At 75.4% G+C, this 25684-nt stretch carries 22 protein-coding genes; 16 read left to right on the forward strand and 6 right to left on the reverse strand.

Features of this window, described 5'->3' with window-relative positions; translation table 11 throughout:
* Window positions 1–61: 61 nt before the first annotated feature.
* Complete coding sequence (locus ACWF41_RS15350) at window positions 62–532, reverse strand: AAA family ATPase (protein WP_380321413.1); 471 nt, start codon at window positions 530–532, stop codon at window positions 62–64.
* Window positions 533–557: 25 nt separating this feature from the next.
* On the opposite strand from ACWF41_RS15350, the gene ACWF41_RS15355 reads away from it, so the two are divergent.
* Both ACWF41_RS15355 and ACWF41_RS15360 read left to right on the forward strand, forming a co-directional pair.
* Window positions 558–1262 carry a class I SAM-dependent methyltransferase gene (locus ACWF41_RS15355; RefSeq protein WP_380321416.1) on the forward strand — a complete coding sequence of 235 codons (705 nt, stop codon included), beginning with the start codon at window positions 558–560 and terminating at the stop codon, window positions 1260–1262.
* Window positions 1259–1747, forward strand: a complete 489-nt coding sequence (locus ACWF41_RS15360) for an HIT family protein (protein WP_380321419.1) — start codon at window positions 1259–1261, stop codon at window positions 1745–1747. Before ACWF41_RS15355 ends, ACWF41_RS15360 begins: the two co-directional genes overlap by 4 nt.
* A gap of 23 nt (window positions 1748–1770) precedes the next feature.
* Here ACWF41_RS15360 and ACWF41_RS15365 read toward each other — a convergent pair whose 3' ends face one another.
* Window positions 1771–3381 carry an HNH endonuclease signature motif containing protein gene (locus ACWF41_RS15365; protein ID WP_380346863.1) on the reverse strand — a complete coding sequence of 537 codons (1611 nt, stop codon included), beginning with the start codon at window positions 3379–3381 and terminating at the stop codon, window positions 1771–1773.
* A 105-nt stretch (window positions 3382–3486) separates the two neighbouring features.
* Between ACWF41_RS15365 and ACWF41_RS15370 the strand changes: the two genes are divergently transcribed.
* From ACWF41_RS15370 to ACWF41_RS15380, 3 genes are read left to right on the forward strand one after another with little or no spacing between them, the layout of a single operon-like run.
* Window positions 3487–4233 (forward strand): GntR family transcriptional regulator, encoded by a 747-nt coding sequence (locus ACWF41_RS15370; protein ID WP_380324218.1) that lies wholly within the window; start codon window positions 3487–3489, stop codon window positions 4231–4233.
* Window positions 4230–5072 carry a sulfite exporter TauE/SafE family protein gene (locus tag ACWF41_RS15375; protein WP_380324221.1) on the forward strand — a complete coding sequence of 281 codons (843 nt, stop codon included), beginning with the start codon at window positions 4230–4232 and terminating at the stop codon, window positions 5070–5072. Before ACWF41_RS15370 ends, ACWF41_RS15375 begins: the two co-directional genes overlap by 4 nt.
* Complete coding sequence (locus tag ACWF41_RS15380; protein ID WP_380324224.1) at window positions 5069–5380, forward strand: hypothetical protein; 312 nt, start codon at window positions 5069–5071, stop codon at window positions 5378–5380. The genes ACWF41_RS15375 and ACWF41_RS15380 overlap by 4 nt, the downstream gene beginning before the upstream one ends.
* Here the strand turns inward: ACWF41_RS15380 and ACWF41_RS15385 are convergent.
* The 4 genes from ACWF41_RS15385 to ACWF41_RS15400 form a co-directional block, all read right to left on the reverse strand.
* Window positions 5377–7038: an FAD-dependent oxidoreductase gene (locus ACWF41_RS15385; protein ID WP_380324227.1), complete on the reverse strand. Its 1662-nt coding sequence runs from the start codon at window positions 7036–7038 to the stop codon at window positions 5377–5379. The genes ACWF41_RS15380 and ACWF41_RS15385 overlap by 4 nt on opposite strands.
* A complete protein-coding gene (locus tag ACWF41_RS15390; RefSeq protein WP_380324230.1) occupies window positions 7035–9209 on the reverse strand; it encodes a molybdopterin oxidoreductase family protein in 2175 nt (724 codons plus the stop codon). The genes ACWF41_RS15385 and ACWF41_RS15390 overlap by 4 nt, the downstream gene beginning before the upstream one ends.
* Complete coding sequence (locus ACWF41_RS15395) at window positions 9206–10570, reverse strand: MFS transporter (RefSeq protein WP_380324233.1); 1365 nt, start codon at window positions 10568–10570, stop codon at window positions 9206–9208. Before ACWF41_RS15395 ends, ACWF41_RS15390 begins: the two co-directional genes overlap by 4 nt.
* 203 nt (window positions 10571–10773) lie before the next feature.
* The gene (locus ACWF41_RS15400; RefSeq protein WP_380324237.1) at window positions 10774–13056 is read right to left on the reverse strand and encodes an AfsR/SARP family transcriptional regulator; all 2283 of its coding nucleotides are present in this window, start codon (window positions 13054–13056) and stop codon (window positions 10774–10776) included.
* A gap of 164 nt (window positions 13057–13220) precedes the next feature.
* Here ACWF41_RS15400 and ACWF41_RS15405 point away from each other — a divergent pair, with 164 nt between their 5' ends.
* The 11 genes from ACWF41_RS15405 (at window position 13221) to ACWF41_RS15455 (ending at window position 25684) form a co-directional block, all read left to right on the forward strand.
* Window positions 13221–13691, forward strand: coding sequence for a hypothetical protein (locus tag ACWF41_RS15405; RefSeq protein ID WP_380324240.1), 471 nt, complete (start codon window positions 13221–13223; stop codon window positions 13689–13691).
* A 37-nt stretch (window positions 13692–13728) separates the two neighbouring features.
* On the forward strand, window positions 13729–14211 hold the full coding sequence (locus ACWF41_RS15410; RefSeq protein ID WP_380324243.1) for a hypothetical protein: 483 nt from the start codon (window positions 13729–13731) through the stop codon (window positions 14209–14211).
* A 9-nt stretch (window positions 14212–14220) separates the two neighbouring features.
* Window positions 14221–14694 (forward strand): hypothetical protein, encoded by a 474-nt coding sequence (locus ACWF41_RS15415; protein WP_380346861.1) that lies wholly within the window; start codon window positions 14221–14223, stop codon window positions 14692–14694.
* Window positions 14695–14846: 152 nt separating this feature from the next.
* Window positions 14847–18689, forward strand: coding sequence for a nitrate reductase subunit alpha (locus tag ACWF41_RS15420; RefSeq protein WP_380315606.1), 3843 nt, complete (start codon window positions 14847–14849; stop codon window positions 18687–18689).
* Window positions 18686–20344 carry a nitrate reductase subunit beta gene (gene narH / locus ACWF41_RS15425; RefSeq protein ID WP_380315609.1) on the forward strand — a complete coding sequence of 553 codons (1659 nt, stop codon included), beginning with the start codon at window positions 18686–18688 and terminating at the stop codon, window positions 20342–20344. The genes ACWF41_RS15420 and narH overlap by 4 nt, the downstream gene beginning before the upstream one ends.
* Window positions 20341–21054 (forward strand): nitrate reductase molybdenum cofactor assembly chaperone, encoded by a 714-nt coding sequence (gene narJ, locus ACWF41_RS15430; RefSeq protein ID WP_380315612.1) that lies wholly within the window; start codon window positions 20341–20343, stop codon window positions 21052–21054. The genes narH and narJ overlap by 4 nt, the downstream gene beginning before the upstream one ends.
* A complete protein-coding gene (narI, locus tag ACWF41_RS15435) occupies window positions 21045–21806 on the forward strand; it encodes a respiratory nitrate reductase subunit gamma (protein WP_380315615.1) in 762 nt (253 codons plus the stop codon). The genes narJ and narI overlap by 10 nt, the downstream gene beginning before the upstream one ends.
* Before the next feature lie 72 nt (window positions 21807–21878).
* Entirely contained in the window at window positions 21879–23108 is a 1230-nt protein-coding gene (locus ACWF41_RS15440; protein ID WP_380315618.1) for an MFS transporter, read from the forward strand.
* A gap of 88 nt (window positions 23109–23196) precedes the next feature.
* A complete protein-coding gene (locus ACWF41_RS15445) occupies window positions 23197–24612 on the forward strand; it encodes a molybdopterin molybdotransferase MoeA (protein ID WP_380315621.1) in 1416 nt (471 codons plus the stop codon).
* Between the two features lie 14 nt (window positions 24613–24626).
* Window positions 24627–25370 carry a molybdenum cofactor guanylyltransferase gene (gene mobA / locus ACWF41_RS15450; RefSeq protein ID WP_380315624.1) on the forward strand — a complete coding sequence of 248 codons (744 nt, stop codon included), beginning with the start codon at window positions 24627–24629 and terminating at the stop codon, window positions 25368–25370.
* Complete coding sequence (locus ACWF41_RS15455; protein ID WP_380315627.1) at window positions 25367–25684, forward strand: DUF6457 domain-containing protein; 318 nt, start codon at window positions 25367–25369, stop codon at window positions 25682–25684. Before mobA ends, ACWF41_RS15455 begins: the two co-directional genes overlap by 4 nt.

Below are 25684 nucleotides of genomic sequence, written 5' to 3' on the forward strand. Positions count from 1 at the left end.
CCGGTTACCTCACGGGAACATCTGCCTCACGCGCGACACACTCCGCGCGAGAGGAGAGTCGTCACGCGCCCGGCACGACCTCCAGCGGGCCCTCGTCCGGCGTCGGGACCTCGAACCCGTCGTGGAAGGCGGCGGCCACCTCGGGGGTCAGGACGACGTCGTGCGGGTGCGCCGCGGTCCGCGCGGCCACCCGGGCGAGGGCGACGTCGCGCGGGGTGTCGACGTAGACGACCAGGACGTCCGCGCCGTGGGCTGCACCGAGCGCGCGGTAGGTGTCCCGGGACGCGCGGGACCAGAACGACGAGTCGACGACGACGTCGCGCCCCTGGTCGAGGAGCGCGCCGACCCGGGACCGCAGGGTCTCCGCCACCTGGCGGGCGGCGTCGTCGGGCAGGGGGTGCACGGCCGGGTGCCCGGCCGCCCACGCGAGCTCGTCGACGGACGCGACCGCGTAGCCGTCGGCCGCGTAGCGCCGGGCGTGCGTGGACTTGCCCGCGCCGGCGGGGCCGCACAGGAGGACGAGGGTCGGCACGGCCGAGACGCTACCCTCGCTGTCCATGCCGACGACGCCGAGGATGCAGTTCGACCCGCGCACGACGACGAACCCGCAGGTCCGCGCCGTCGGCCGGTGGCTCGGCCGCCTCAACGCGCGGCACCCGTGGAACCACAACGACCACTTCCACGGCTGGATCCTGCGCCGGCTGCCGCGACGCAGGCGACGCGCGCTCGACGTCGGGTGTGGCACGGGCGCGCTCGTCGACCGGCTACGCCGCTCCGGCGCCACCGTCGTCGGGCTCGACGCCGACGCCGCGATGGCCGAGGCGACCGCCGCGCGGTTCGCGGGAGACCCGGGCGTCAACGTGCGGCACGGCCGGTTCGAGGACGTCCCCGCCGACGGCTCGTTCGACGTCGTGACGATGGTCGCGTCGCTGCACCACATGGACCTGGAGCCCGCGCTGCGGCACGCCGCAGGGGTCGTCGCGCCGGGCGGCCGCCTGCTCGTGGTGGGGCTCGCGCGGATCGGCGCGCCGCGCGACCTCGCCGTCGACCTCGTGTCGTCGTTCGCCAACCCCGTGGTGGGGATGGTCAAGCACCCGCGGCCGGCCGCCGCGGGCGCCGGGGACGACGGGCCGCCCGTGCCGGTGCGCGACTCGCGCGAGACGTACGGCGAGGTCCGCGACACCGCGCGGCGCGTCCTGCCGGGCGCACGGTTCCGGCAGCGGCTGTTCTTCCGCTACACGCTCGAGTGGACGCGACCGTGACGGGTCCCATCACCCACGAACCCGCCGGGTACGCCTGCCCGTTCTGCGGCATCCAGCGGGGCCTCGTCGACGAGTGGAACCAGCCGTCCGACGTCGTCGCGGTGACGGAGCGCGCCTTCGCGCGCATCGCGCCGAAGTGGTGGCCGGACAACCCCGGCGGGGTCCTGGTGATCCCGCGGGTGCACGTCGAGAACCTCTACGCGCTCACGCCCGAGGACGGCGCGGCCGTCTGGGAGCTCACGCAGCGGGTCGCCGAGGCCATGCGCACGTCGTACGACTGCCCCGGCACCTCGATCCGCCAGCACAACGAGCCCGCGGGCGACCAGGACGTCTGGCACCTGCACGTCCACGTGCTCCCCCGCCACCCGGACGACCGCCTCTACCAACGGCACGACGACGCCCGCTGGGCCCCGCCCGCCGAGCGGGTGCCCTACGCCGCCGCGCTCCGGGAGGCGCTCGGCCTGCCGTACCGCCTGGACGCCTGACGGCCGGCACCTCGCCGCGTCGGTCAGAAGGGCGGGTCGCCGTCGTCCCGGGCCGGGACCATGTCTGGTGCCGGTCCCGGTCCGACCGTGTCGTCCGTCGACGGGACCGGGCGTTGCGCGGGCAGTTGCGCGGGCAGTTGCTCGGCGAGGTGCTGTGTCTCGGTGGCCCAGGCGTCGAGGTGGTCGAGGGTGTGGTCGGCGGATCCGGGCTCGGTGAGGTAGGTGCGGCCGCGGGGTGAGGTCCAGGCCAGGACGCCGGTGCCGGGCCGGCCGCCCGGCCGGTCGTGGAGGTGTTCGACGGTCCATCGGGACTCGTGCTTCAACGTGTGGTGACGGCGGCACAGTGCGGCGAGGTTGGTGGCGTCGGTGGTGCCGCCGTGCTCCCAGGCGGTGGTGTGGTCGAGGTCGCAGCGGCGTGCGGGGATGCGGCAGCCGGGGAACCGGCAGGTGAGGTCGCGTTGGGTGAGGAAGGCGCGTAGGTCGGCGGGCACGACGTAGGAGCGTCGGTCGACGGTGAGCATCGCGCCGGTGACGGGGTCGGTGAGCAGGCGTCGCAGGGTGGGGGCGCGGGCGGTGAGGTGGCGTGCGGTCTCCGCGTCGATGGGGATGGTGCCGTCCAGCAGGCCCGGACTCTCGCTGGTGCCGGTGAGGGTGGTGATCGGGACGGTCACGTGCACCACGGGCCGGACGGTGCGCGCCAGCGTGGCGAGCGGATCGGGCAGGTCCGGTAGGTCGTCTGGCAGACCTCGTGGTGCGGTCCCTGGTGCTGATCCTGGTGTCGTTTCCGGTGTGCTGTCCGGCGGCGTTCCCGGCAGGTTCTCCGGGCCGGCGGCTCCGCCTGTTGGCCCCGCGACGTCCGCGCGGTGCTCGTGCTCGTACGTGCTGTGCTCATCTGTCACGGGGTGGTCGTCGAGGAGGAGCGCGGCCAGGGTCGCGGCGCGCAGCTGCCCGATGCCGCGCGGGTCACCGGTCGTCTTCGCTCTCGTGGCGGTGCGGTGCAGGCGGTCGTAGACGGCGCGCGCGACGGGCGTCGGCAGGTGCGCGGTCAGCCAGGACATCCCGTCGGCGCCGTCGTCGACCCACACGTCCGCCTTCAGCGCGGCGGCCTGATGCCGCACCTCCGCCGGGACGGGGTGCAGGCGGTCGCGGGCGGCGCGGACGAGCGCGCCGAACCGTGCCGCCGTCATGCCGGGGGCCCGGCCCAGGACCGCGCGCTCGACCCGCCCCGCGACGCTCGGGGGCAGGCCTGCGACCGCGTCCGCCATCTTCGCGGCGTGCTGGTAGGAGATCGTCCCCGCGCACAACGCCTCCAGGGTGGCGATCGCCTTCGAGGCCAGGACGTCGGCGTCCGCGAGCCAGCCGGCCGCGACGTGCTCGCTCACCCCGAGCGCGCACGCGACCTCCGCGACCAGCGCCCGGTGCGCGACCGAACCACGTCGTTGCGTCGTCGCCGACGCGACCCGCTCCACCTCGACGTCGAGCAACGCCTCCGGCTCCACCCGCGCCGCCGCCAGCACCTGCCCGAGCGCGACCGTGCGCCGACCCGCCGCCGCGTTCACCGCCGCCTGCTCGTCCGCCGTCCGGTCCAGCGCAGCATCAAGCCGCGAAGCGGCGGTACTGGACGGGGTGGCCATACGAGCACTCAACCACCCGCCACCGACACCTCTTCGAACACACGTTCGCATCACGCATCCGGTCAGGCGACCAGTTGTTATAACGACATGACCTAGACTCCCGACATGCTCCCCTCCGCCGGCACGCCGCTGTACGCCCAGGTCGAGAACGCCCTCCTCGCTCGCTGGGGGGTCGACCTGCACCCGGGCGACCAGCTCCCCACGGAGGACGCCCTGGTGGAGCAGTTCGGCGTCAGCCGGATCACGGTGCGACGCGCCGTCCAGAACCTGGTGTCCCGGGGCCTGGTCGTCACGCGGCAGGGCCGCGGCACGTACGTCACGACGCCGCAGATCAGCCAGCCCCTCACCGCCCTGACCGGGTTCGTCGAGGACATGGAGCGTCACGGGCTGCCCACCCGCGCGCGGGTCCTCGCCGTCGAGGAAGTACCGGCGTCGGCCGAGGTGCGCGCCGCCCTCGACCTCCCCGTCGGGGCGACCGTGACTCACATCGACCGCGTCCGGCTGGCGGCGGGGCTCCCGATCTCCTTCGACCAGACCTACCTCCCCCCGGACCTCGGGCGGCTGGTGGCGCAGGACGACCTCGAGAACGAGCCGATCTTCACGCTCCTGGAGCAGCGGCACGGCACGCCGCTGGCCGAGGCGACGTATGCCCTGCGGGCGAGCGTCGCGGACCCGGTCGTGGCGCAGGCCCTCGACGTCCCCGAGGGCAGCGCGGTGCTCAGGATCGAGCGCACCTCGACGACGACGGGCGGCCGCCCGGTGGACTTCGAGGTGCTGCACTACCGCGGCGACACGATCACGTTCACCACCCGCCTCCCCCGCGCGGACACCGCGGCCGGGGGCACACCGTGACGCCCGACCAGTTCGCGGTGCTGCTGGTGGGATCCCTCGCGGCGGGCGCCCTGGGCAGCGCCCTGGGGATGGCCGGCGGGATCTTCGTCGTGCCGCTGCTGACCCTGTACGCCCACGCGTCGTTCCCCGTCGCCGTCGCGGTCGGCCTGGTCTCGGTGATCGCCTGCTCGTGCGCCGGCGCGCCCCAGTTCCTCGCCGCGGGGCTGACCAACCTCAGGCTCGCGGTCGTGCTCGAGTCCGCCACGGCCCTCGGGGCCGTGGCGGGCGTCTTCCTGGTCGGGTCGCTCCCCGAGTCCTTCCTGTACGGCGTCTTCGCGGCCGTCCTGCTGGTGTCGGCGGTCCAGATGCTCACGGGCCGGCGCGCCCGCCCGGCGGCGCCGTCCGTCCGGCGCGACCGCCTCGCCCTGGGCGCCACCTACACCGACCGCGACGGGTCGGCCGTCGCCTATCAGGTCGCCCGGCTGCCGCTCGGGATGACCTTCATGTTCGGCGCCGGGACGCTCTCGGCGCTCCTGGGCATCGGCAGCGGCGTGCTGAAGATCCCGGCGATGGACGCGGCCATGCGGCTGCCGATCAAGGTGTCGTCCGCGACCGCCAACCTCATGATCGGCGTCACCGCCTGCGGCGCCGCGGCCGCGTACCTCGTCTCGGGGACCCTCGACCTCGAGCTCGCTGCCCCCGTCGTCCTGGGCTCGGTCGCCGGCTCGGTCGTGGGCGCGCGCGTCCTGGTGCGGGTCGCGGGCCCAGGGCTCCGCCTCGTGTTCACCGCGGTGCTGCTCGCCCTGAGCGTGCCGATGGTCCTCCACGCCTGCGGGGTCGGCGGGGCGGGGCTGGCATGAGCGACGACACGACCCCCGCGGGCCACGACCGGGCTCTCGCCGGCCGCCTCGCGACCCTCATGCGCGGGGGCACCGCCGCGGCCGTGGCGCTCCTGGTCGTCGGCGTCGTCCTCCTCGCCGCCGGCGCCCGCCTGCCGTCGACGGTCGCCCTGACCGCCGGCTGCGCCGCCCTCGTCCTGCTGCCGCTCGTCCGGCTGGTGCTGATGCTCAGGCACTTCGCCCGCCGGTCGGACACGCCGTTCGTCGTCATCACCGCCCTCGTGATCGGTCTCGTCGTCGCCGGTGCGGCGGCCGGCCTCGTGGTCTAGCGGCGCCCGGCCACCCGGTCGACGTCCCGGTCGGCGTCGTCGGGCCGGGCCGCCGCGAGCCAGTCCACCAGCCCGCACACGGCGTCCCGGCAGCTGCCGCACCCGGTCGTCGCGCGGGTCGCGTGCACGACCTCGTCGGTGGTCGTCGCGCCGTCGGCGACGCACGACGCGACGTCGTGCTTGGTGACGCCGTTGCAGCGGCAGACCGTCGCGTCGTCGGGCATGTGCTCGGGGCTCGACGCCGCGGCCGCGACCGGCGCCACCGGCGTGAGCAGCAGGAACGCCGGGTCCGCCGGGACGGGCGTGCGGCGCGTGTAGGCGGCCGTGAGGTCCGCGGCCACGCGCGCGTCGCCGACGCACGTGGCGCCGACGAGCACCCCGTCCGCCACGACGGCCTCCACCCAGCGGCCGGCTGCCGGGTCGCCGAGCCGCACCACCCGCTCCCCCGCCACCGGCGCGCGCCCCGAGCCGCAGCGGCCCATCGCGACCACGCTCAGCGAACCCGCCTTGACCTTGACGACGTCGGTGCCACGGGTGTCGACGGCGGGGCCGGCCGCCGCGCCCGGCGCGCGGGAGGACAGCAGCGCGCCCAGCCGCACCGCCATCGACGGGCCTGCGCCGTCCCCGGGCAGGCGCAGGTGCTCCCGGGGGCCGGCGACCACCGGCGGCGCGGGGCGCGGCCGTGCAGCGAGCGCCACGAGGGCGTCCGCGAGGCGGCGCGCCTGGTCCCAGCCCTCGGCGACGAGCCCGCGGGAGCCCTCGGGCGGCTGCGCGCAGTCGCCCACGGCGAAGACGCGCGGGTCGGTGACGCTCGCCAGGTCCGGGCCGACGACGACGCCGCGGTCGACGGCGAGCCCGGCCAGCCGCGCGAGCGCCGTCTGGGGCGCGGTGCCGCACGCGAGGACCACCAGCCCGGCGCCGAGCGTCTCCCCCGGGTCGCCGGCCGCGCCGGCCAGGCGCACCCCGACGGCGCGCCCGCCCACGACCAGCACCTCACGTGGCCGGACGCCCGTGCGTACGGCCACCCCCGCCGCCTCGAGCGCGGCGCGCAGGACGGCGCCCGCCTCGTCGTCGAGCTGGCGGTCCATCGGGGTGCCGGCGCCGTGCACGAGCGTGGTGGGCAGGCCGCGCCCGGCGAGACCGAGGGCCACCTCCACGCCCAGCACCCCGCCGCCGACGACCACCGCGCGGGGGGCGTTCACCGTCGCGGCGACGATCTCCCGGGCGTCGTCGAGCGTGCGCAGCGCGTGCACGCCGGCGGGCAGGGTGCCCGGGTCGGTGCCGAGACCGGGCACGTCGGGCAGCCGCGCCGTGGCGCCGGTGGCGAGCACCAGGTGGTCGTAGGGGTGCAGGGTGCCGTCGTCGGCGAGCACGACGCGCGCGTCGCGGTCGACGGCCACCGCCGCCGTGCCTCGGCGCACGAGCGCGCGCCCGTCGTCGACCGCGGGCAGGGAGATCGCGGCGACGTCCGTGCGGCCCGCGACCACGTCGGACAGCAGCACCCGGTTGTACGGCTCGTAGGGCTCCGCGCCCAGCACGGTGACGTCGAGGGCGCCGTCCGCGTCGCGGCGGGCGAGCTCGTCGGCCAGCCGCGCGCCGACCATCCCGTGCCCCACGACGACGACGCGGCGCGGCAGCCGCAGCGGTTCCGTGCTCATGCGGGCACCCGCCTCTCGGAAACCACGGGGGCGTCGACGGCCGCGACGGACACCGCGCAGACCTTGAACTCGGGCATGGCGGAGACCGGATCGACGGCGTCGGTCGTGAGGCGGTTGACGCTGCCGGCGCCGCCCCAGTGGAACGGCACGAAGACGGTGTCCGGGCGGACGGCGTCGGTCCAGCGCGCGGTGAGCTCGACGACGCCGCGGGACGACGCGAGGCGGACCGGCGCTCCGTCCTCCACCCCCACGCGCGTGGCGAGCAGCGGGTGCAGCTCCGCGTACGGCTCGGGCACCAGCCGCTCCAGCTCGGGCACCCGGCGGGTCTGGGCGCCGGACTGGTAGTGCTGCAGCACCCGCCCGGTGACGAGGTAGGTGGGCGCGTCCGGCCGCACGTCGTCGGCCGGGCCCGCGTGGTCCACCGCGATCATCCGGGCCCGACCGTCCGGCGTCGCGAACCGGTCGAGGAACATCCGCGGCGTCCCGGGGTGCGCCTCCGCCCACCTGTCAGCGGGGATGGCGGGGCAGGGCCAGTACAGCCCGGCGCCGCCGGCGGCCTCGTGCGCGTCGATGCGGGCGTGGCTGAGCCCGGAGTAGTCGGCGACGCCGCCGGCCGACGCCCACGCCAGCTCGTCGAAGACCTCGTCCGGCGCGACGGGGAACGTCACGTCCGAGCCCAGCCGCCGGGCCAGCTCGGCGAGGATCCACAGCTCGGAGCGCGCCTCGCCGGGCGGGTCCACGGCGCGCCGGCGGCGGATCACCCGGCCTTCGAGGTTCGTCATCGTGCCCTCCTCCTCGGCCCACTGGGTGGTGGGCAGCACGACGTCGGCGAGCAGCGCGGTCTCGGACGGCACGACGTCGCACACCACGAGCAGGTCGAGGGCGGCGAGGCGCTCGCGCACCCGGTCCGCGTTCGGGGCGGACACGACGACGTTCGACCCGTGCACGAGCAGGGCGCGCGGGCCGCCCGGCGTCCCGAGGGAGGTCAGCAGCTCGACGGCGGGCACGCCCGGCCCGGGCAGCGACCCCGGGTCGACGCCCCACACGCCCGCGACGTGCGCGCGGGCGACCGGGTCGTCGATGCGGCGGTAGCCGGGCAGCTGGTCGCACTTCTGCCCGTGCTCGCGCCCGCCCTGCCCGTTGCCCTGCCCGGTGAGGCAGCCGTACCCGGACCCCACGCGCCCGGGGAGGCCGAGCGCCAGCGCCAGCGAGATCGCCGCCGTCACGGTGGCCGTGCCCTGCGCGGACTGCTCGACGCCGCGCCCGGTCAGCACGTACGCGCCGCGCCCGCCGCGCGACGGCGACGCCGCAGCCAGCAGGCGCGCCACCCGGCGCAGCTCCTCGGCCGGCACGCCGCAGACGGTCTCCGCGCGCTCCGGCCACCAGGCCGCGACGGACCGCGCCACGTCGTCGACTCCCGCGGTGCGCGCCCCCACGTAGTCCCGGTCCACCAGGCGCTCCGCCACCAGCACGTGCAGCAGCGCGAGCAGCACCACGAGGTCGGTGCCCGGCACGGGCTGCAGGTGCACGCCCTCCCCGGGGCCGGCGAGCCGCGCGGTGGCGGACCGTCGCGGGTCGACGACGACCAGCCCGCCCACCGCGCGCGCCCCCGCGAGGTGCGCCGCGAACGGCGGCATCGTCTCGGCCACGTTGGAGCCGAGCAGCAGGATCGCGTCCGCCCCGGCGAGGTCGGTGACGGGGAACGGCAGCCCCCGGTCGACGCCGAACGCGCGGTTACCGGCGGCCGCCGCGGACGACATGCAGAACCGGCCGTTGTAGTCGATGAACGGGGTGCGCAGCACGGCGCGCGCGAACTTGCCGAGCGTGTACGCCTTCTCGTTGGTCAGGCCCCCGCCGCCGAACACGGCGACCGCGCCCGGCCCGTCCTCGGCCGCCAGCGTCGCGAGCCGCCCGGCGACGAGGTCCAGCGCCTCGTCCCACGACGCCGGCCGGAGCGCGCCGTCGCCCCCGCGCACCAGGGGCGTGGTCAGGCGGTCCGGCGCGCGCAGGACGGCGGCCGCCGTCCAGCCCTTCTGGCACAGCCCGCCGCCGTTGGTCGGGAACTGCCGGGGCGTCACGGCCACGGGCAGCGACGAGCCCCTCGGGGTCGGGGCGAGGTCCGTGCCGCACTGCAGCGCGCAGTACGGGCAGTGCGTCGCGACCGCCGTCATACCCGCGCCGCCCGCATCGCCGTCCCCCGCCGGGCGTACACGGCCCAGGTCACGACCGCCATCACCGCGTACGCCCCGACGAACACCCACAGCGCGGCGACCAGCGACCCGGTCATCGACGTCGAGACCGCGAAGCCGCGCGGCACGAGGAACCCGCCGAACGCGCCCACGGCCCCCGCGATGCCGATGCAGCCCGCGGCGGCGCGGGCGGTGGCCGTGGCGTCGCGGCCGGCGCCGGCGACGCGGAAGGCCGCCGGGATCATCCGGTACACGGAGCCGTTGCCCACCCCGGTCGCGACGAACAGCACGAGGAACGACGCGAAGAACAGGCCGAACCGGTGGCTGCCGAGCGCGGTGATCGCGCCCACGGCCCCGGCGATCATCACGGCGTAGCAGCCGATCGTCACGACGGCCCCGCCCACGCGGTCCGCGAGGATGCCGCCGAGCGGCCGCGCCACCGACCCGACGAGCGCGCCGAGGAACGCGAGCGACACGCTCACCTCCGGGAACTGGCCGGCCAGCAGCGTCGGGAACGCGCCGGAGAACCCGATGAACGACCCGAACGTGCCGATGTAGAGGAACGCGATCACCCAGGTGTGCGGCTCGCGCACGGCCACCGCGAACGACCGCGGGTCGGCCTTCGCCGTCGACAGGTTGTCCATGAACCGCCACGCCAGCACGGCCGCCAGGACCACGAACGGCACGAACACCAGGCCCGCCCGCTCGAGGGCGACTCCGGCGGAGGTGATCACGACGAGCGGCACCACGAGCTGCACCACCGCCGTGCCGAGGTTGCCGCCCGCGGCGTTCCACCCGAGCGCCGCGCCCTTCTCCCGCTCGGGGAAGAAGAAGGAGATGTTCGCCATCGACGACGCGAAGTTGCCGCCGCCCAGGCCCGCGAGCGCCGCCACCGCCACGAGCACGCCGAACGACGTCTCCGGACGCTGCACGACGACCGCGAGCGCCAGCGTCGGCACCAGCAGGAGCGACGCGGACACGACCGTCCAGGTCCGCCCGCCGAAGACGGGGACGGCGAGGGTGTACGGGATGCGCAGGGCGGCGCCCACCAGCGCCGGCACGGCGATCAGCCAGAACATCTGGTCGGTGGTGAGGTCGAACCCGGCGGCGGGCAGCTGCGGCACGACGATCGACCAGAGCGCCCACACGCAGAACCCGAGGAGCTCGGCGAACACCGACAGCACGAGGTTGCGGCGCGCGACGCGCCGGCCGCCGCCCGCCCAGAACGCCGGGTCCTCCGGGCGCCAATCGTCGATCCAGCGGCCGGGGCGGGAGTGGGCGCCGGGGGCGGGCGCCGGGTGCGTGCCGGGCGGGGTCGGTGCAGCCGTCGTCGGAGCCGCCATCGCGTGTCCTCCTGTGCGCGGGCCCGACGCCGACGCCGGGCGGTCGAGCCCGCCGGGCGGGTGCCGGGCGGGCGGGACGAGCCGCCGGCTCGCCGTCGCGCCGGTGCCCCCGACGCTAGGGAGGCGGTGTTTCCGTGCCGGGCGTCGAGGCGTGAAATGCGCGTGAGCACGAACGCACAGGGCGCACGGCAGGCCTGTGAGCGTCAGGCGCGGACCGCGCAGACGGCGAGGACGGCGAGGACGGCGTGGCCCCCGCGCGCACGGAGCGCGGCCTCCCGCGCCGATTCGTCTTCACGCCCCGCCCCGTCCTCCCGCGCCGCCTCGACCTCCCACGCCTCGTGCGCTGCGGCCCGCACCCGCCGCGCCTCGTCGCGGTGCCCGCCGGCGTCGAGGTACCGCTCGAGCGCGGCCGCCAGGTCGAGGGCGTGGCCGGGGTGGCCGAGGGCCGCCGCCTGCTCGGTCGCGCACACGAGCGCGGACCGCTCGGCGTCGAGCCAGCGCCGCGCGTCGTCGGGGCCGTCGAACGGTGGCGTCGCCAGGTCGTCCGGGAGCACGGTGCGCGGCGAGGTCCCGGGCCCCCCGAGACATGCCGCCGCGCGGAGGGCCGCGGCCAGGTAGTAGTCGAGGATCCGGCGCGGGCCCTCCGCGGTGTCCTCCTGCTCCGCGGCGAGCTCCGCGGCGTAGATGCGCAGCAGGTCGTGCATCTCGTGGCGGCCACGCTCGGCCTCGTCGAGCAGGCGGCGTCGCACGAGGTCGTCGATGAGCCGGCGCGTGGCCTGCAGGTCCGTGCTGCCCAGCAGCGCGGACGCGCAGAACGGGTCGAGGTAGTGGCGTGCGTGCGCGCAGTGGAAGCCCGCGCGCCGGAACAGCGTCGCCTGCTCCGGGGAGAGCTGCCGGTAGGACCACGACAGCACCGAGCGCACCGACGTGTGCTCGTCGCCCGTGTCGAGCAGGTCCAGCCGGTCCCGCTCCACCCCGAGCGCGGCCACGAGGTCCGCGACGTCGCCCGGGCCCGCGCCGCGCAGCCGCTCGGCGGCCACCCGCAGCGCGAGGGGCAGGCGGGCGCAGCGCTCCACCAGGTCGTCGGTCGCGCTCCCCGCTCCGCGCTCGGTGAGCGCGCCGCCGAGCCGGGCGCCCAGCAGCGCCCGCGCGTCGGGCCGCGTCATGCGGCCCACGTCCACCCGCTCCGCGCCCTCCCCGGCCGTCAGCCCGGCGAGGGCGTCCCGGCTGGTGACGACGGTGACGCAGGTCGCGGACCCGGGCAGCAGGGGTCGCACCTGGTCGACGTCCGCGGCGTTGTCCAGCACCACCAGCAGCCGCAGCCCGTCGGTGAGGGTGCGGAAGCGCGCCGCCCGGGCGTCCCGGTCCGCGGGGACGGCGTCGGCGTCCTCGCCCAGCGACCGCAGCAGCACCCCCAGCGCCTCCGTCGACGACACCGGGTCGTGCGGGCTGAACCCGTGCAGGTCGAGGTGGAGCTGACCGTCCGGGAACCGGTCGCGCGCCCGGTGACCCCAGTGCGTCACGAGCGCGGTCTTGCCCACGCCCGCCGTGCCGGTCACGGCGACCACGGCGGCGCCGCCCGTCGTCGGCAGCGAGGCCCGGTCCAGCGCCGTCAGCTCGGCGTCGCGACCGACGAAGCCGCACGGGTCGTGGGGCAGCTGCGCGGGCGGGCGGTGCGCGGCGCCGGCGGCCGCGGCCGTCGCCGCGACGGCGGCCGCGGAGGTGGCGGCGGCGGACGCGTCGGCGGCGTGCGCGGCCGTGGGCGCCGGGGCACCGCACTCCCCCGCGAGGATGCGACGCTCGGCCTCGCGCAGCTCCGGGCCGGGCTCCAGGCCCAGCTCGTCGACGAGGGTCCGGCGGGCCGACCGGTACGCGGCGAGCGCGTCGGCCTGCCGCCCGCAGCCGGACAGCGCCGTCATCAGCAGCACGTGCAGCCGCTCGCGCAGCGGGTGCCGGCGCACCGCCTCGGCCAGGTCGGCGACCACGCGCGCGTGCCGGCCCCGGTCCAGCTCGGCGGCGAAGAGCTGCTCGATCGCCGCGTCCCGGCGCTCGGTCAGCCGCCCGGTCTCCGCCGCGAGGGGCCCGAGGTCGAGGCCCTGGAACGGCGCCCCGCGCCACAGCCGCAGGGCGGGGCGCAGCAGGCTCACGCGCACCTCCGGGTCCGGGGTGCTCTCGGCGCGCGCGACGGCGTCGTCGAAGCGCTCCGCGTCGAGCTCGCCGGGCCCGACGCGCAGCACGTACCCGCTGCCGTCGCGCTCGAGCCGGTCCGGCTCCCCCAGCGCGCGGCGCAGCCGGTGCACGGTGAGCTGCAGGCGCTGCGGGTCGGCCGCGGCTCCCCACAGGGCGTCGACGAGCTCGTCGGCCGGGACCGGGGAGTTGGCCCGCGCGAGCAGCAGCCCCAGCAGCCCGAGGCGCACCGCGCCGGTCACGGGGGCGGCGTCCGCCGCCCCCGCGACCCGCACCGGGCCCAGCACCTCGAACCGCATCCCTCGGCCCCCTGCCCGGGCGCCGCCGACCGGCGCCCACTCCCCTCAAGAGGTGACCGGGGCGACGGAAGTACGGCGAAAGCGCGAGGAAAGCGGCCCTCGGCACCGTGGGGGGCATCGGTCGCCGCACGAACGACGGCCCACGACAGCACGGAGGGGAACCCATGAGAACGACCACGAGAAGGACGCTCGCCGCGGCCGCGGTCGGCGCGGCCGGCCTCGGCCTGCTGGGCAGCACGGCCGCCGCGGCCGCGCCCCGACCGGCCCTCGACGGCGTCGCCACGGCGGCCACCTGGCACGACTCGGGCGCGTCCTGGAACGACCCGAACGACAAGGGCGGCATCTCGGTCTACGAGAAGACGTCCAAGTCCTCGACCCGCGAGGACGTGATGGCGCAGTTCATCGCGAACGGCGAGCACCTCACGATCTGGGACCACCACGACAACGACCGCAAGGCCATCGTCAAGCTCTGGGTCGGCAGGAGCGGCCCGGCGGTCTTCTACGCCAAGGGCGACGACACGGAGACGAGGTTCAACCTCTCCTACGACGAGGGCCAGACCGTGAAGATCCAGGTCTGCACCTCGACGTCGCCGAACGCCCAGTGCTCGTCCGGCACGCACCGCGGCCGGTCCTGAGGCCGGTCCTGAGGCCGGTCCTGAGGAAGGGATGATCATGCGACTTCGCACCACGACGGCGGCCGCGGCCGCCGCGCTCGTCACGGCCGGGGCGACGCTGCTCGCCCCCGCCGCCACCGCCGCACCCGCGCCGGACCCGACGGACCGCGCCGCCACCACGGCCACCACGGCCGCCGGCTGGTACATGGACACGGACGCGTGGGCCGACGACGGCGACGCCGGCGGCGTCAGCATCTACGAGCAGGCCATCAAGAACGGCACGACGCAGTACGTGATGGGCATGTTCGAGGCGAAGGGCGAGCACCTCACGGTCTGGGACCACCACCCCAACGGCCGCAAGGCGATCGTCAAGCTCTGGGTCGGCAAGAGCGGCCCCGCCGTCTTCTACGCCAAGGGCGACGGCACGAAGAAGGAGTTCAACCTGTCCTACGACGAGGGCCAGCGCGTGTACCTGCAGGCCTGCACCTCGACGTCCGTCAACGCCGTCTGCACCCCGAAGCGGGAAAAGGGCACGTCCTGAGGAGGAACCATGCGAGCACTCACCACGGCGGCGGCCGCCGCCGCGCTGGCGCTGACCGGCGTCGGGCTCCTCGGCCCGGCCGCCACGGCGGCCCCGCCCGAGGCCCCGACCGGGGACGCGCAGACCACGGCCACCTGGTACCGCGAGGCCTGGTCGTGGCACGACCCGTACGACAAGGGCGGCATCGGCATCACGGAGATGGCGTCCAAGGGCGGCACCGGCGGCAAGGTGTACGTCTACGGCCGCTTCGTCCCCTACGGGGAGCACCTGTTCATCTCCGACCAGCACGCCAACGGCCGCAGGTCCATCGTCAAGCTCTGGGTGGGCGGGAGCGGTCCGGCCGTCTTCTACTCCAAGGGCGACCACACCTACCGCGACGTGAATCTCTCCTACGACGAGGGCCAGACCGTGTACGTCCAGGCCTGCACGTCGGACTCCCCGAACGCCGTCTGCACGAAGAAGGTCGCCAAGGGGAAGAGCTGATCGGCGGCGGCCACGACCGGGCGGGCGAGCGTTGCTCGCCCGCCCGTCGTCGCGCCGGACGGCTGCCGGGGGCACCCCCGACATGCGCCCCTGCAGGTCCGGGCCCATGATTCGAAGCAGTGACTCTCGGTACCCCAGCCCCAGGAGCGCACATGTCGACCACCCGCCCGCCCGTCACCGTCGACGTCGGGTCGGCACCACCGACCGGGGCGGCCGACGCCCTGCTCCGGCTCGGCAAGCACCTGCGCTCCGGCGAGGTGTCGGACGACCTGCGCCAGCTGTTCCTCAAGGGCGGGCGCGAGGGTGACGTCTTCTACCGGGACCGGTGGTCGCACGACAAGGTGGTGCGCTCCACGCACGGCGTGAACTGCACGGGGTCGTGCTCGTGGAAGGTGTACGTCAAGGACGGCATCATCACGTGGGAGACGCAGCAGACGGACTACCCGTCGGTGGGCCCGGACTCCCCGGAGTACGAGCCGCGGGGCTGCCCGCGGGGCGCGGCGTTCTCCTGGTACACGTACTCGCCCACGCGGGTGCGCTACCCGTACGTGCGCGGGGTGCTGCTGCAGGCGTACCGCGACGCGAAGGCGGCCGTCGGCGGGGACCCGGTGCTCGCGTGGGAGCGGCTGACGTCGGACCCGGCCACGGCGCGGGCGTACAAGAGCGCGCGCGGCAAGGGCGGGCTGGTGCGGGCCACGTGGGACGAGGCGGCGGAGATCGTCGCGGCGGCGCATGTGCACACCATCAAGGCGCACGGGCCGGACCGGATCGCGGGCTTCTCCCCCATCCCGGCGATGTCGATGGTCTCGCACGGCGTCGGGGCGCGGTTCGTGCAGATGCTGGGCGGCACGATGCTGTCGTTCTACGACTGGTACGCGGACCTGCCGGTCGCCTCGCCGCAGGTCTTCGGCGACCAGACGGACGTGCCGGAGTCGGCGGACTGGTGGAACTCGTCGTACCTCATCATGTGGGGCTCCAACATCCCGGTGACCCGCACCCCGGACGCGCACTTCATGGCGGAGTCGCGTTACCGCGGCACCAAGGTCGTGTCGGTCTCCCCGGACTACGCGGACAACACGAAGTTCGCGGACCAGTGGCTGGCCCCGCAGCCGGGCACGGACGGCGCGCTGGCCCTGGCGATGGGGCACGTCATCATGCGCGAGTTCCTCGTGGACCGGCGCACCCCGCGGTTCGCGGACTACCTCAAGCGGTACGCGGACGCGCCGTTCCTCATCCGGCTCGATCCTGCGCCGGGCGACGAGCGCGACGGCGCGTACGTGCCGGGCAAGTTCCTCACCGCGGCCGACGTGGACGACGCGACGCTGCCGGGCGCGTCGTCGGCGGCGAACGCGCAGTTCCGCACGCTGCTGCTGGACGCCGACGGCACCGTCGTCGCGCCGAACGGCACCCTGGCCGACCGGTACGGCGAGGCGGGCGAGGGGAGGTGGAACCTCGACCTGGGCGACGTCGACCCGCTGCTGTCGGTGGCGGACGCTCCCGGCGGCCAGGGCGCGGGCGAGCCGGGCACCGTGGCGGTCCTCCTGCCCCGGTTCGACATCGTCCCTGACGCCGCCGACGGCCAGTCCTCGCACCTCGGCGGCGCGGGCGTGCTCACCCGCGGCGTGCCGACGCGGCGCGTGGGCGGGCACCTGGTGACCACCGTCTTCGACCTGCTGCTGGCGCAGTACGGCGTCGAGCGCAAGGACCTGGCGCTGCCGGGCGAGTGGCCCACGGGCTACGACGACGCGTCGGCCCCCGGCACCCCGGCGTGGCAGGAGGAGATCACGGGCGTGCGGGCCGCGGACGCCGCGCAGATCGGGCGGGAGTTCGCGCAGAACGCGGAGGACTCGGACGGCCGGTCGATGATCATCATGGGCGCCGGCGCGAACCACTGGTTCCACTCCGACACCATCTACCGCGCGTTCCTCACCCTCACCACGATCACGGGCTGCCAGGGCGTCAACGGCGGCGGCTGGGCGCACTACGTCGGCCAGGAGAAGTGCCGCCCGATCACCGGGTGGGCGCAGTACGCGGGCGGCCTGGACTGGGTGCGCCCGCCGCGCCAGATGATCGGCACGGGCTGGTTCTACCTCGCCACGGACCAGTGGCGGTACGACGGGATGCCGGCCGACGCGCTCTCCTCCCCGCTGGCTCCGGGCCGGCTCAAGGGCCGCACGACGGCGGACTCGCTGGTCGAGTCGGCGCAGCGCGGCTGGATGCCGAGCTACCCGACCTTCGACCGCAACCCGCTGGACCTGGTCGACGAGGCGCGCGCGGCGGGCAAGGAGCCCGAGCAGCACGTCGTGGACGAGCTCAAGGCGGGCCGGCTGCGGTTCGCCTGCGAGGACCCGGACGACCCGGCGAACTTCCCCCGCGTGCTCACGGTGTGGCGGGCCAACATCCTCGGCTCGTCGGGCAAGGGCAACGAGTACTTCCTCAAGCACCTGCTGGGCACGGACTCCGCGGTGTTCGCCGAGGAGAGCGGGCCCGACCGCCGCCCGCGCTCGATGACGTGGCGCGACGAGGCGCCCCGCGGCAAGCTCGACCTGCTCGTCACGATGGACTTCCGCATGACCAGCACCACCCTGTACTCCGACGTCGTGCTGCCGGCGGCCACCTGGTACGAGAAGCACGACCTGTCGAGCACGGACATGCACCCGTTCGTGCACTCGTTCAACCCCGCGATCGCGCCGCCCTGGCAGACGCGCACGGACTTCGACACCTTCCACACGCTGGCGCGGCGGGTGTCCGAGCTGTCCGAGACGCACCTGGGCGTGCGCGAGGACCTGGTCGCGACGCCCCTGCTGCACGACACCCCCGACGAGCTCGCGGTGCCGCACGGCACCCTCACCGATGCGGGCGCACCGGTCACCGAGCGCGAGCTGGTGCCCGGCGTGACGATGCCGCGCCTGCAGGTGGTGCAGCGCGACTACCCCGCCTTCGCCGCGCGGATGGCCGCCCTCGGCCCGCTCGCGGAGACCAAGGGCATGGTCACCAAGGGCGTGACGTTCCACCCGGACGAGGAGGTGCGCCGGCTCGGGGAGCGCAACGGCCTCGTGCCGGACGGCCCCACCGCGGGCCGCCCGCGCCTGGACCAGGACACCCACGCCTGCGAGACGATCCTCGCCCTGTCGGGCACGACGAACGGCCGCCTGGCCGTGCAGGGCTTCCAGGACCTGGAGAAGCGCACCGGGCAGCGGCTGGCCGACCTCGCCATGGACGAGCAGGCCAAGCGGGTCACGTTCCCCGATGTGCAGTCGCGTCCGACGCCGGTCGTGACGTCGCCGGAGTGGTCCGGGTCGGAGCACGGCGGGCGCCGGTACACGGCGTTCGCGATCAACGTGGAGCGGCTCAAGCCCTGGCACACCCTCACCGGGCGCCAGCACTTCTACCTCGACCACGACTGGATGATCGAGCTGGGCGAGCAGCTGCCCGTCTACCGCCCGCCGCTGGACCTGCACCGCCTGTACGGCGACTCCCCCGTGCCGGGCAGCACCGCGGACGGCACCAGCACCGGCGGCAGCGCCGACCAGGTCGCCGTCGCCGTGCGGTACCTGACCCCGCACTCCAAGTGGTCGATCCACTCGGAGTACCAGGACAACCTGTTCATGCTGTCGCTGTCGCGCGGCGGCCCCAACGTGTGGATGAGCCCGGCCGACGCCGAGAAGATCGGCGTCAAGGACAACGAGTGGATCGAGGCGGTGAACCGCAACGGCGTCGTCGTCGCCCGCGCCGTCGTCTCCCACCGCATGCCCGAGGGCACCGTGTACATGCACCACGCCACCGACCGCACCGTCGACGTGCCGCTCGCGGAGGCGTCCGGGCTGCGCGGCGGCATCCACAACTCCCTGACGCGGATCCTGCTCAAGCCCACCCACCTGGCCGGCGGGTACGGGCAGTTCACCTTCGCGTTCAACTACCTCGGGCCCACCGGCAACCAGCGCGACGAGGTCACCGTCATCCGCCGCCGCTCCCAGGAGGTGCGTTACTCGTGAAGGTCATGGCGCAGATGTCGATGGTGATGAACCTCGACAAGTGCATCGGCTGCCACACCTGCTCGGTCACCTGCAAGCAGGCGTGGACGAACCGCACCGGCACCGAGTACGTGTGGTTCAACAACGTCGAGACCCGCCCGGGCCTCGGCTACCCCCGCACCTACGAGGACCAGGAGACCTGGCAGGGCGGCTGGGTGCGCACCAAGCGGGGCAAGCTCAAGCTCCGCGCGGGCGGGCGGGCCAAGAAGCTCGCGTCGATCTTCCACAACCCGAAGCTGCCGTCGATCCACGACTACTACGAGCCGTGGACCTACGAGTACGACATGCTGCTCAACGCCCCGCAGGGCCCCCACACCCCGGTCGCCAAGCCGAAGTCGCTGCTCACCGGCGACGACATGAGCATTCAGTGGTCGGCCAACTGGGACGACGACCTCGGCGGCTCCACGGCCACCATGCAGGACGACCCGATCCTGAAGCACATGAGCGAGCACGTCGCCGAGGAGCTCGAGCAGACGTTCATGTTCTACCTGCCGCGCATCTGCGAGCACTGCCTCAACCCGTCGTGCGTCGCCTCTTGCCCGTCGGGCGCGATGTACAAGCGGGTCGAGGACGGCATCGTGCTGGTGGACCAGGACCAGTGCCGCGGCTGGCGCATGTGCGTCACCGGCTGCCCGTACAAGAAGGTCTACTTCAACCACAAGACCGGCAAGGCCGAGAAGTGCACGCTGTGCTACCCGCGCATCGAGGTCGGCCTGCCCACCGTCTGCTCTGAGACCTGCGTGGGCCGCCTGCGCTACCTCGGCCTCGTGCTGTACGACGCGGACAAGGTCGGTGCGGCCGCCGCCATCGAGGACGAGCACGACCTCCTGGCCGCCCAGCGCTCCGTCTTCCTCGACCCGAGCGACCCCGAGGTGGTCGCCGCGGCCCGCCGCGAGGGCATCCCGGACGACTGGATCGACGCCGCGCAGCGCTCCCCCATCTGGAAGCTCATCCACGACTACGAGGTCGCGCTGCCCCTGCACCCCGAGTACCGGACGCTGCCGATGGTCTGGTACATCCCGCCGCTGTCGCCCGTGGTCGACGTGGTCGCCAGCTCGGGCAACGACGGCGAGGACGGCCGCACCCTGTTCGCCGCGATCTCGCAGCTGCGGATCCCGCTGGAGTACCTCGCAGGGCTGTTCACCGCGGGCGACACCGGGCCCGTGGAGCGGGTGCTGCGCCGCCTCGCCGCGATGCGGTCGGGCATGCGCGAGGTCAACCTGGGCCGCGAGTTCCCCGAGGAGAACGCCGCCGCCGTCGGCATGACCGGCGACCAGGTCCAGGAGATGTACCGGCTGCTCGCCATCGCGAAGTACGAGGAGCGCTACGTCATCCCCACCGCGCACACCGAGGTGGCGCGCGAGCTCGAGGAGATGGCCTGCTCGCTGGACTTCGAGGGCGGCCCCGGCATGGGCGGCGCCGGCCCCTTCGGCTCCTCCTCCGGCCAGTCCGTGCCCGTCGCCGTGGAGAACTTCCACGCCCTCGCGGCCCGCCAGACGGCGGACTCCCCGTACGGACCGTCGACCCCCGGCCGCGTGAACCTGCTCAACTGGGACGGCAACGGCCGCCCCGACGGGCTCTTCCCGCCCGACGAGGCGCAGGAGGACCCGCGATGAGCCGCCTCGCCTTCCTCCCCCGGCCCGGGGTGCGGGCCAGGCGGCTCGACCCGCTCGCCGCGGTACCGCTGCGCGACGCCGACCGCGCCGTCGCGCACATGGGCGCGTCGCTGCTGCTCGCCTACCCCGACGCCGCGACCCTCGAGGCCGCCGCCACCGTCCGCGACGCCGTCGCCGGGCTCCCCGGCTCGGTCCGCGACCGGCTCGCCGGCCTGGCCACCACCCTGCTCGACGGCGACCCGGACGCGCTGCAGGCCGAGTACGTCGCCACGTTCGACCTCAAGCGCCGGTGCGCGATGTACCTGTCGTACTACGCCGCCGGCGACACCCGGAAGCGCGGCCTCGCGCTGGTCCGCTTCGTCGAGGCGTACCGCGCCGCCGGGTTCGAAACCACCGGCGACGAGCTGCCGGACTACCTGCCCACCGTGCTCGAGCTGTCCGCCCGCGGCGGCCCCGACGGCGCCCGCATCGCCGGCGCGCTCCTGTCCGCCCACCGCGACGGCATCGAGGTGCTGCGCTCGGCGCTCGCCGCCCAGCGCTCGCCGTGGACGGCCGCGGTCGAGGCCGTGTGCCTCACGCTGCCGCCCGTCGACGCCGCCACCGCCGAGCGCGTCGCCGACCTCGTGGCCGCCGGGCCGCCGGCCGAGCTCGTGGGGCTGAGCGGGTACGGGGACGCCGGGGACGAGGGGAAGGACCTGCCGTGGGCCTGACGGACGCTTCCGCCGACAAGATCATCCTGTGGGTCGTGGTGCCCTACGTGACCTTCGCCGTCCTGGTCGTGGGGTCGATCTGGCGCTACCGGTACGACAAGTTCGGCTGGACCACACGCTCCAGCGAGCTGTACGAGAAGCGGCTGCTGCGGTACGGCTCCCCGCTCTTCCACTTCGGGCTGCTGTTCGTGGTGCTCGGGCACTTCCTGGGGCTCGTGATCCCCCAGTCGTGGACCGAGGCCGTCGGGATCAGCGAGAGCTTCTACCACTTCATCGCCACCTCGATGGGCTCGATCGCCGCCGTCGTCGCCGTCGCCGGGCTGCTCATCCTCATCTACCGCCGCCGCTCCACCGGCCCCGTCTTCCTCGCCACCACCAAGACGGACAAGCTCATGTACGTGTTCCTCGCCGGCTCGCTGCTGACGGGCGCGTGGGCCACCGTGCAGACCCAGCTCCTGGCCGGCGGCCACGGGTACAACTACCGGGAGACCATCTCGCCCTGGTTCCGGTCCCTGTGGTACCTGCAGCCCCAGCCGGAGCTCATGGCGGGCGTGCCCGCCGCGTTCCAGGTGCACATCACGATGGCGATGCTGCTGTTCGCGCTGTGGCCCTTCACCCGCCTGGTGCACGCGTTCTCCGCGCCGGTGCAGTACCCGTTCCGCCCGTACGTCGTCTACCGGTCCCGCGAGGCGTCCGTGTCGTCGCGCGCCCCGCGCCGCGGCTGGGACCCCACCGGAACCCCGCCCCGCTGACCGCCACACCCGACCGAACCGCCCGACCGAACCGCCCGACCCGACCGGCCCGCGGGCCTCGAAGGAGGAGCCATGACCTCGGCACCGACCCCCGGCCCGGCCGACGCGCCGGCCGTCCCCGCCGTCCAGGGCAACGTGACGCAGCTCGCCCTGGCGACGGCGGGCTTCGCGATCTGCTTCTGGGCGTGGGCGCTGCTCAGCCCGCTAGGCAACAGCTACGGCACGCTGTACCACCTGTCCGACTTCGAGGTGTCCGTGCTGGTCGCGGTCCCCGTGATCGTGGGGTCGCTGGGCCGCATCCCGATCGGCGCGCTCACCGACCGGTTCGGCGCCAAGGTGATGTTCCCGCTGTGCAGCGCGCTGACCATCGTGCCGGTGCTGTTCATCGGGTTCGTCGCGAACAGCCTGGTCTGGCTGCTGATCGGCGGGTTCTTCCTCGGCCTGGGCGGCACGACCTTCGCCATCGGCGTCCCGTTCGTCAACAACTGGTACCCGCCGGCCCGGCGCGGCACCGCGATCGGCATCTTCGGCGCCGGCATGGGCGGCACCGCCATCGCGTCGTTCTCCACCGTGCCGATCCGCGACGCGTGGGGCGACGGCGCCCCGTTCATCATCGTCTCCGTCTTCCTCGCCGTGTTCGCGCTGCTGTCGCGGGCGATGCTGCAGGACTCCCCCGCCTGGTCCCCCGGCTCGGGCGGCGGCATGTGGGCGCGCACCTGGGCCACCCTGAAGATCCCCGCCACCCTGCAGCTGTCGTGGCTGTACGCGATCGGCTTCGGCGGCTTCGTGGCCTTCTCGGTGTACCTGCCCACCTTCCTGCAGAACGCGTACGACCTCAGCGCCAGCGACGCCTCGTTCCGCACCGCCGGGTTCGTGGTGCTCGCGGTGATCTGCCGGCCGATCGGCGGCACCCTCTCGGACAAGGTGGGCGGGGTCGCGGTGAACCTCGTGTGCTACGCCGTCGTCACCCTCGGCGCCGCCGCCATCCTCTTCCAGCCGGCCCTGATCCCGGGCGCGACAATCGCGTTCCTCGCCATGGCCGCCGCGCTCGGCGGGTCGTCGGGCGCGACCTTCGCCCTCGTGGCGAAGATGGCGCCGCCCGGGACGGTGGGCGCCGTGACCGGCGTCGTGGGCGCGGCCGGCGGGCTCGGCGGGTTCATCCCGCCGCTGATCATGGGCGCCGTGTACGGCGCGAACGGCAACTACGGCATCGGGTTCGGGCTGCTCGCGCTGACCGCCCTGCTCACGCTGCTGTTCACGCTCGGGCCGGTGCGCCGGCGCGTGCAGGCGAACGCCGGATGACCGCTCGGCCCGTCCCCGCACACCGCCCGTCGCGCGCCGGTGAGGCGCCGGTCGTCCGCGCGACACGTCCCCGCCCTAGCCTGGCCCCATGACAGCGCCGAGCACGCCGCGGAGCCTGGCCGAGCACGTCGCCGCCGTGCTGGCGGGGGTCGCGCCGCTGCCGGTGCAGGACGTCGGGCTGGCCGACCTTGCCGTCGAGCCACCCGGGCGGTCGCTGGGGGCGGAGGTCCGCGCCGTCGCGCTCGTGCCGCCGTTCGACGCCGCCGCCATGGACGGCTACGCCGTGCGCCTCGCCGACCTGCCCGCCGACGGCTCCCCGGTGACCCTCACCGTCGTCGGCGACCGCCGCCCCGGCTCGCCCCCCGATCGTTGTGAGCGGGATCTTGGCCCGCGACACGCCGTGCACGGGGGCCAAGATCCCGCTCACACCGACCCGGGAGGCGCGGTCCGGATCATGACCGGCGCCCCGGTGCCCGGCTGGGCGGACGCCGTCGTGCCGGTGGAGCGCACGTCGACGGGCCGGTTCGTCGCGGGCGGCCCGACGACGGAGACCGAGGTCACGCTCGCGCGCCAGGACCGCGCGCACGTGCGCCGCCGCGGCGAGGACGTGCGTCCGGGCGACCTGCTCGGCGCTGCCGGCGACGCCGTCACCCCCGCGCTCGTCGCGGTCGCGGCGTCGGCCGGGCTGACCGCCCTGCCCGTGCGGCGGCGGCCGCGCGTCGCGGTGCTGTCCACCGGCTCGGAGCTGGTGCCCGCGGAGGGCAGCGCGGCCGGCGCCGGCGCGGGCCGCATCCCCGACTCGAACTCGCTGCTGCTGGCGTCCCTCGCGCGCGCCGCGGGGGCCGACGTCGTGCGCGTCGGCGCCGTCCCCGACGACGCCGACGCCCTGCGCGCCGCCCTCGACAGCGTTGTGGATGGGCACTTGGCCCTCGACACGCCGGGAGAGAGGGCCAAACGCCCACCCACAACACTCCAGGGGCCGGCGGTGGACCTGCTCGTCACGACGGGCGGGGTGTCGGCGGGGGCGTCGGACGTCGTGCGGGCGGTGCTCGACGCCGACGACCCGCGGCTGGCCGACGTGGACGTCGCCGCCGTCGCGCTGCGCCCCGGCCGCCCGCAGGCGCTGGCACGGTGGCGGGGCGTGCCGTGGGTGGCCCTGCCCGGCAACCCGGTCAGCGCGTTCGTGTCCTTCGCGCTGTTCGTGCGGCCGGCGGTCGCGACGCTCGCCGGCCGGGAGCCCGCGCGCCCCGTGACCCGTCCGGCCGCCGAGGCGTGGGCGAGCCCGCCCGGGCGCACGCACGTCGTGCCGGTGCGGACGCTGGCGTCCGGGGCCGTCGAGCGCGCCGCCGCCCCGGGCGCGGGACGCGACGGCGTCGGCGGGCACGCGACGTCTGCCCTGCTCGGCGCCGACGGCCTGGCCCTCGTGGAGCCGGACGTCGCGAAGGTCGAGGCCGGCGACCTCGTCCAGGTCCTGTCCCTCGACCTCCCGTTCGGCCTGCGCTGAAGGCGGCGGACGAGGTGACCACCGCTCCCGGGCCCGCGCCGCAGGTCGGGTTCGACGCCGTCGTCCTCGCGGGCGGTCGCGCGTCCCGGCTCGGCGGCGTGCCCAAGCCCACCGTGGTGCTCGACGGCGCCACCCTGCTCGACCGGGCCCTGGCCGCCACCCGTGACGCCGACCGCACCGTCGTCGTCGGGCCGGACGCGGCGGTGCCGCCCGGCCGGGGCGTGCTCGTCGCGCGCGAGGACCCGCCGTTCGGCGGCCCCGTCGCCGGCCTGGACGCGGGCCTGCTCGCACTCGACCGGGCGCACGGGCGGACGGACGATCAGGGCCCGGGCGCGGCGCCGGCCTGGGTGCTCGTGCTCGCCGTGGACGTGCCGCGCGCCGCCGAGGCCGTGCCGCTGCTGCGCGCCGCGGTCGCCGGTCCGCCGCCCGGCTCGGCGCCCCGTTCGGCGCACGGTTCGGCGCCCGGCTCGCCCCCCGACGGCGCCTACCTGGTGCGCGACGGCCGCGCGCAGTGGCTGGTCGGCGCGTACCGCCGCGACGCCCTGCGCCGGGCGCTCGACGCCCTCGCGGGGCTCGACGGCCTGACGGGGCTGCCGGTGCGGCGGCTGGTAGCCGGGCTGTCGTGCCTGGAGGTGCCCGACGTCGACGGCCTGAGCGCGGACGTCGACACCTGGGACGACGTGCGACGCCTTACGGTAGGACTCCACGACGTCTCCGCCGTCACCGCCGACGCCCACCGCTGGGGAGGATTCCGATGACCGACCAGATGCCCCGAGCCGCCGAGCCGGGCTCGAGCACCCTGGACCGCTGGGTGGACGCCCTTGAGGCCGAGCTGGGGCTGCCGGTGCGCAGTGTCGACGTCGGCGCCGTCCTCGACCTCGCGCGGGACGCGGCGCACCAGGTGGCGCGCCCCGCCGCCCCCGTCACCGCGTATGCCGTGGGGTACGCCGCGGGCCTCGCCGCGGCCCGCGGCTCCGGCTCGGACGCCCTGGAGCGCGCCACGTCGGCCGCGCTGTCCTGGCAGGACCCGGGCCCGGGCGGCGCGACGGCCGGCGCGGGGTCGGGGAGCTGA

It is taken from the genome of Isoptericola sp. NPDC055063, from assembly GCF_053608125.1.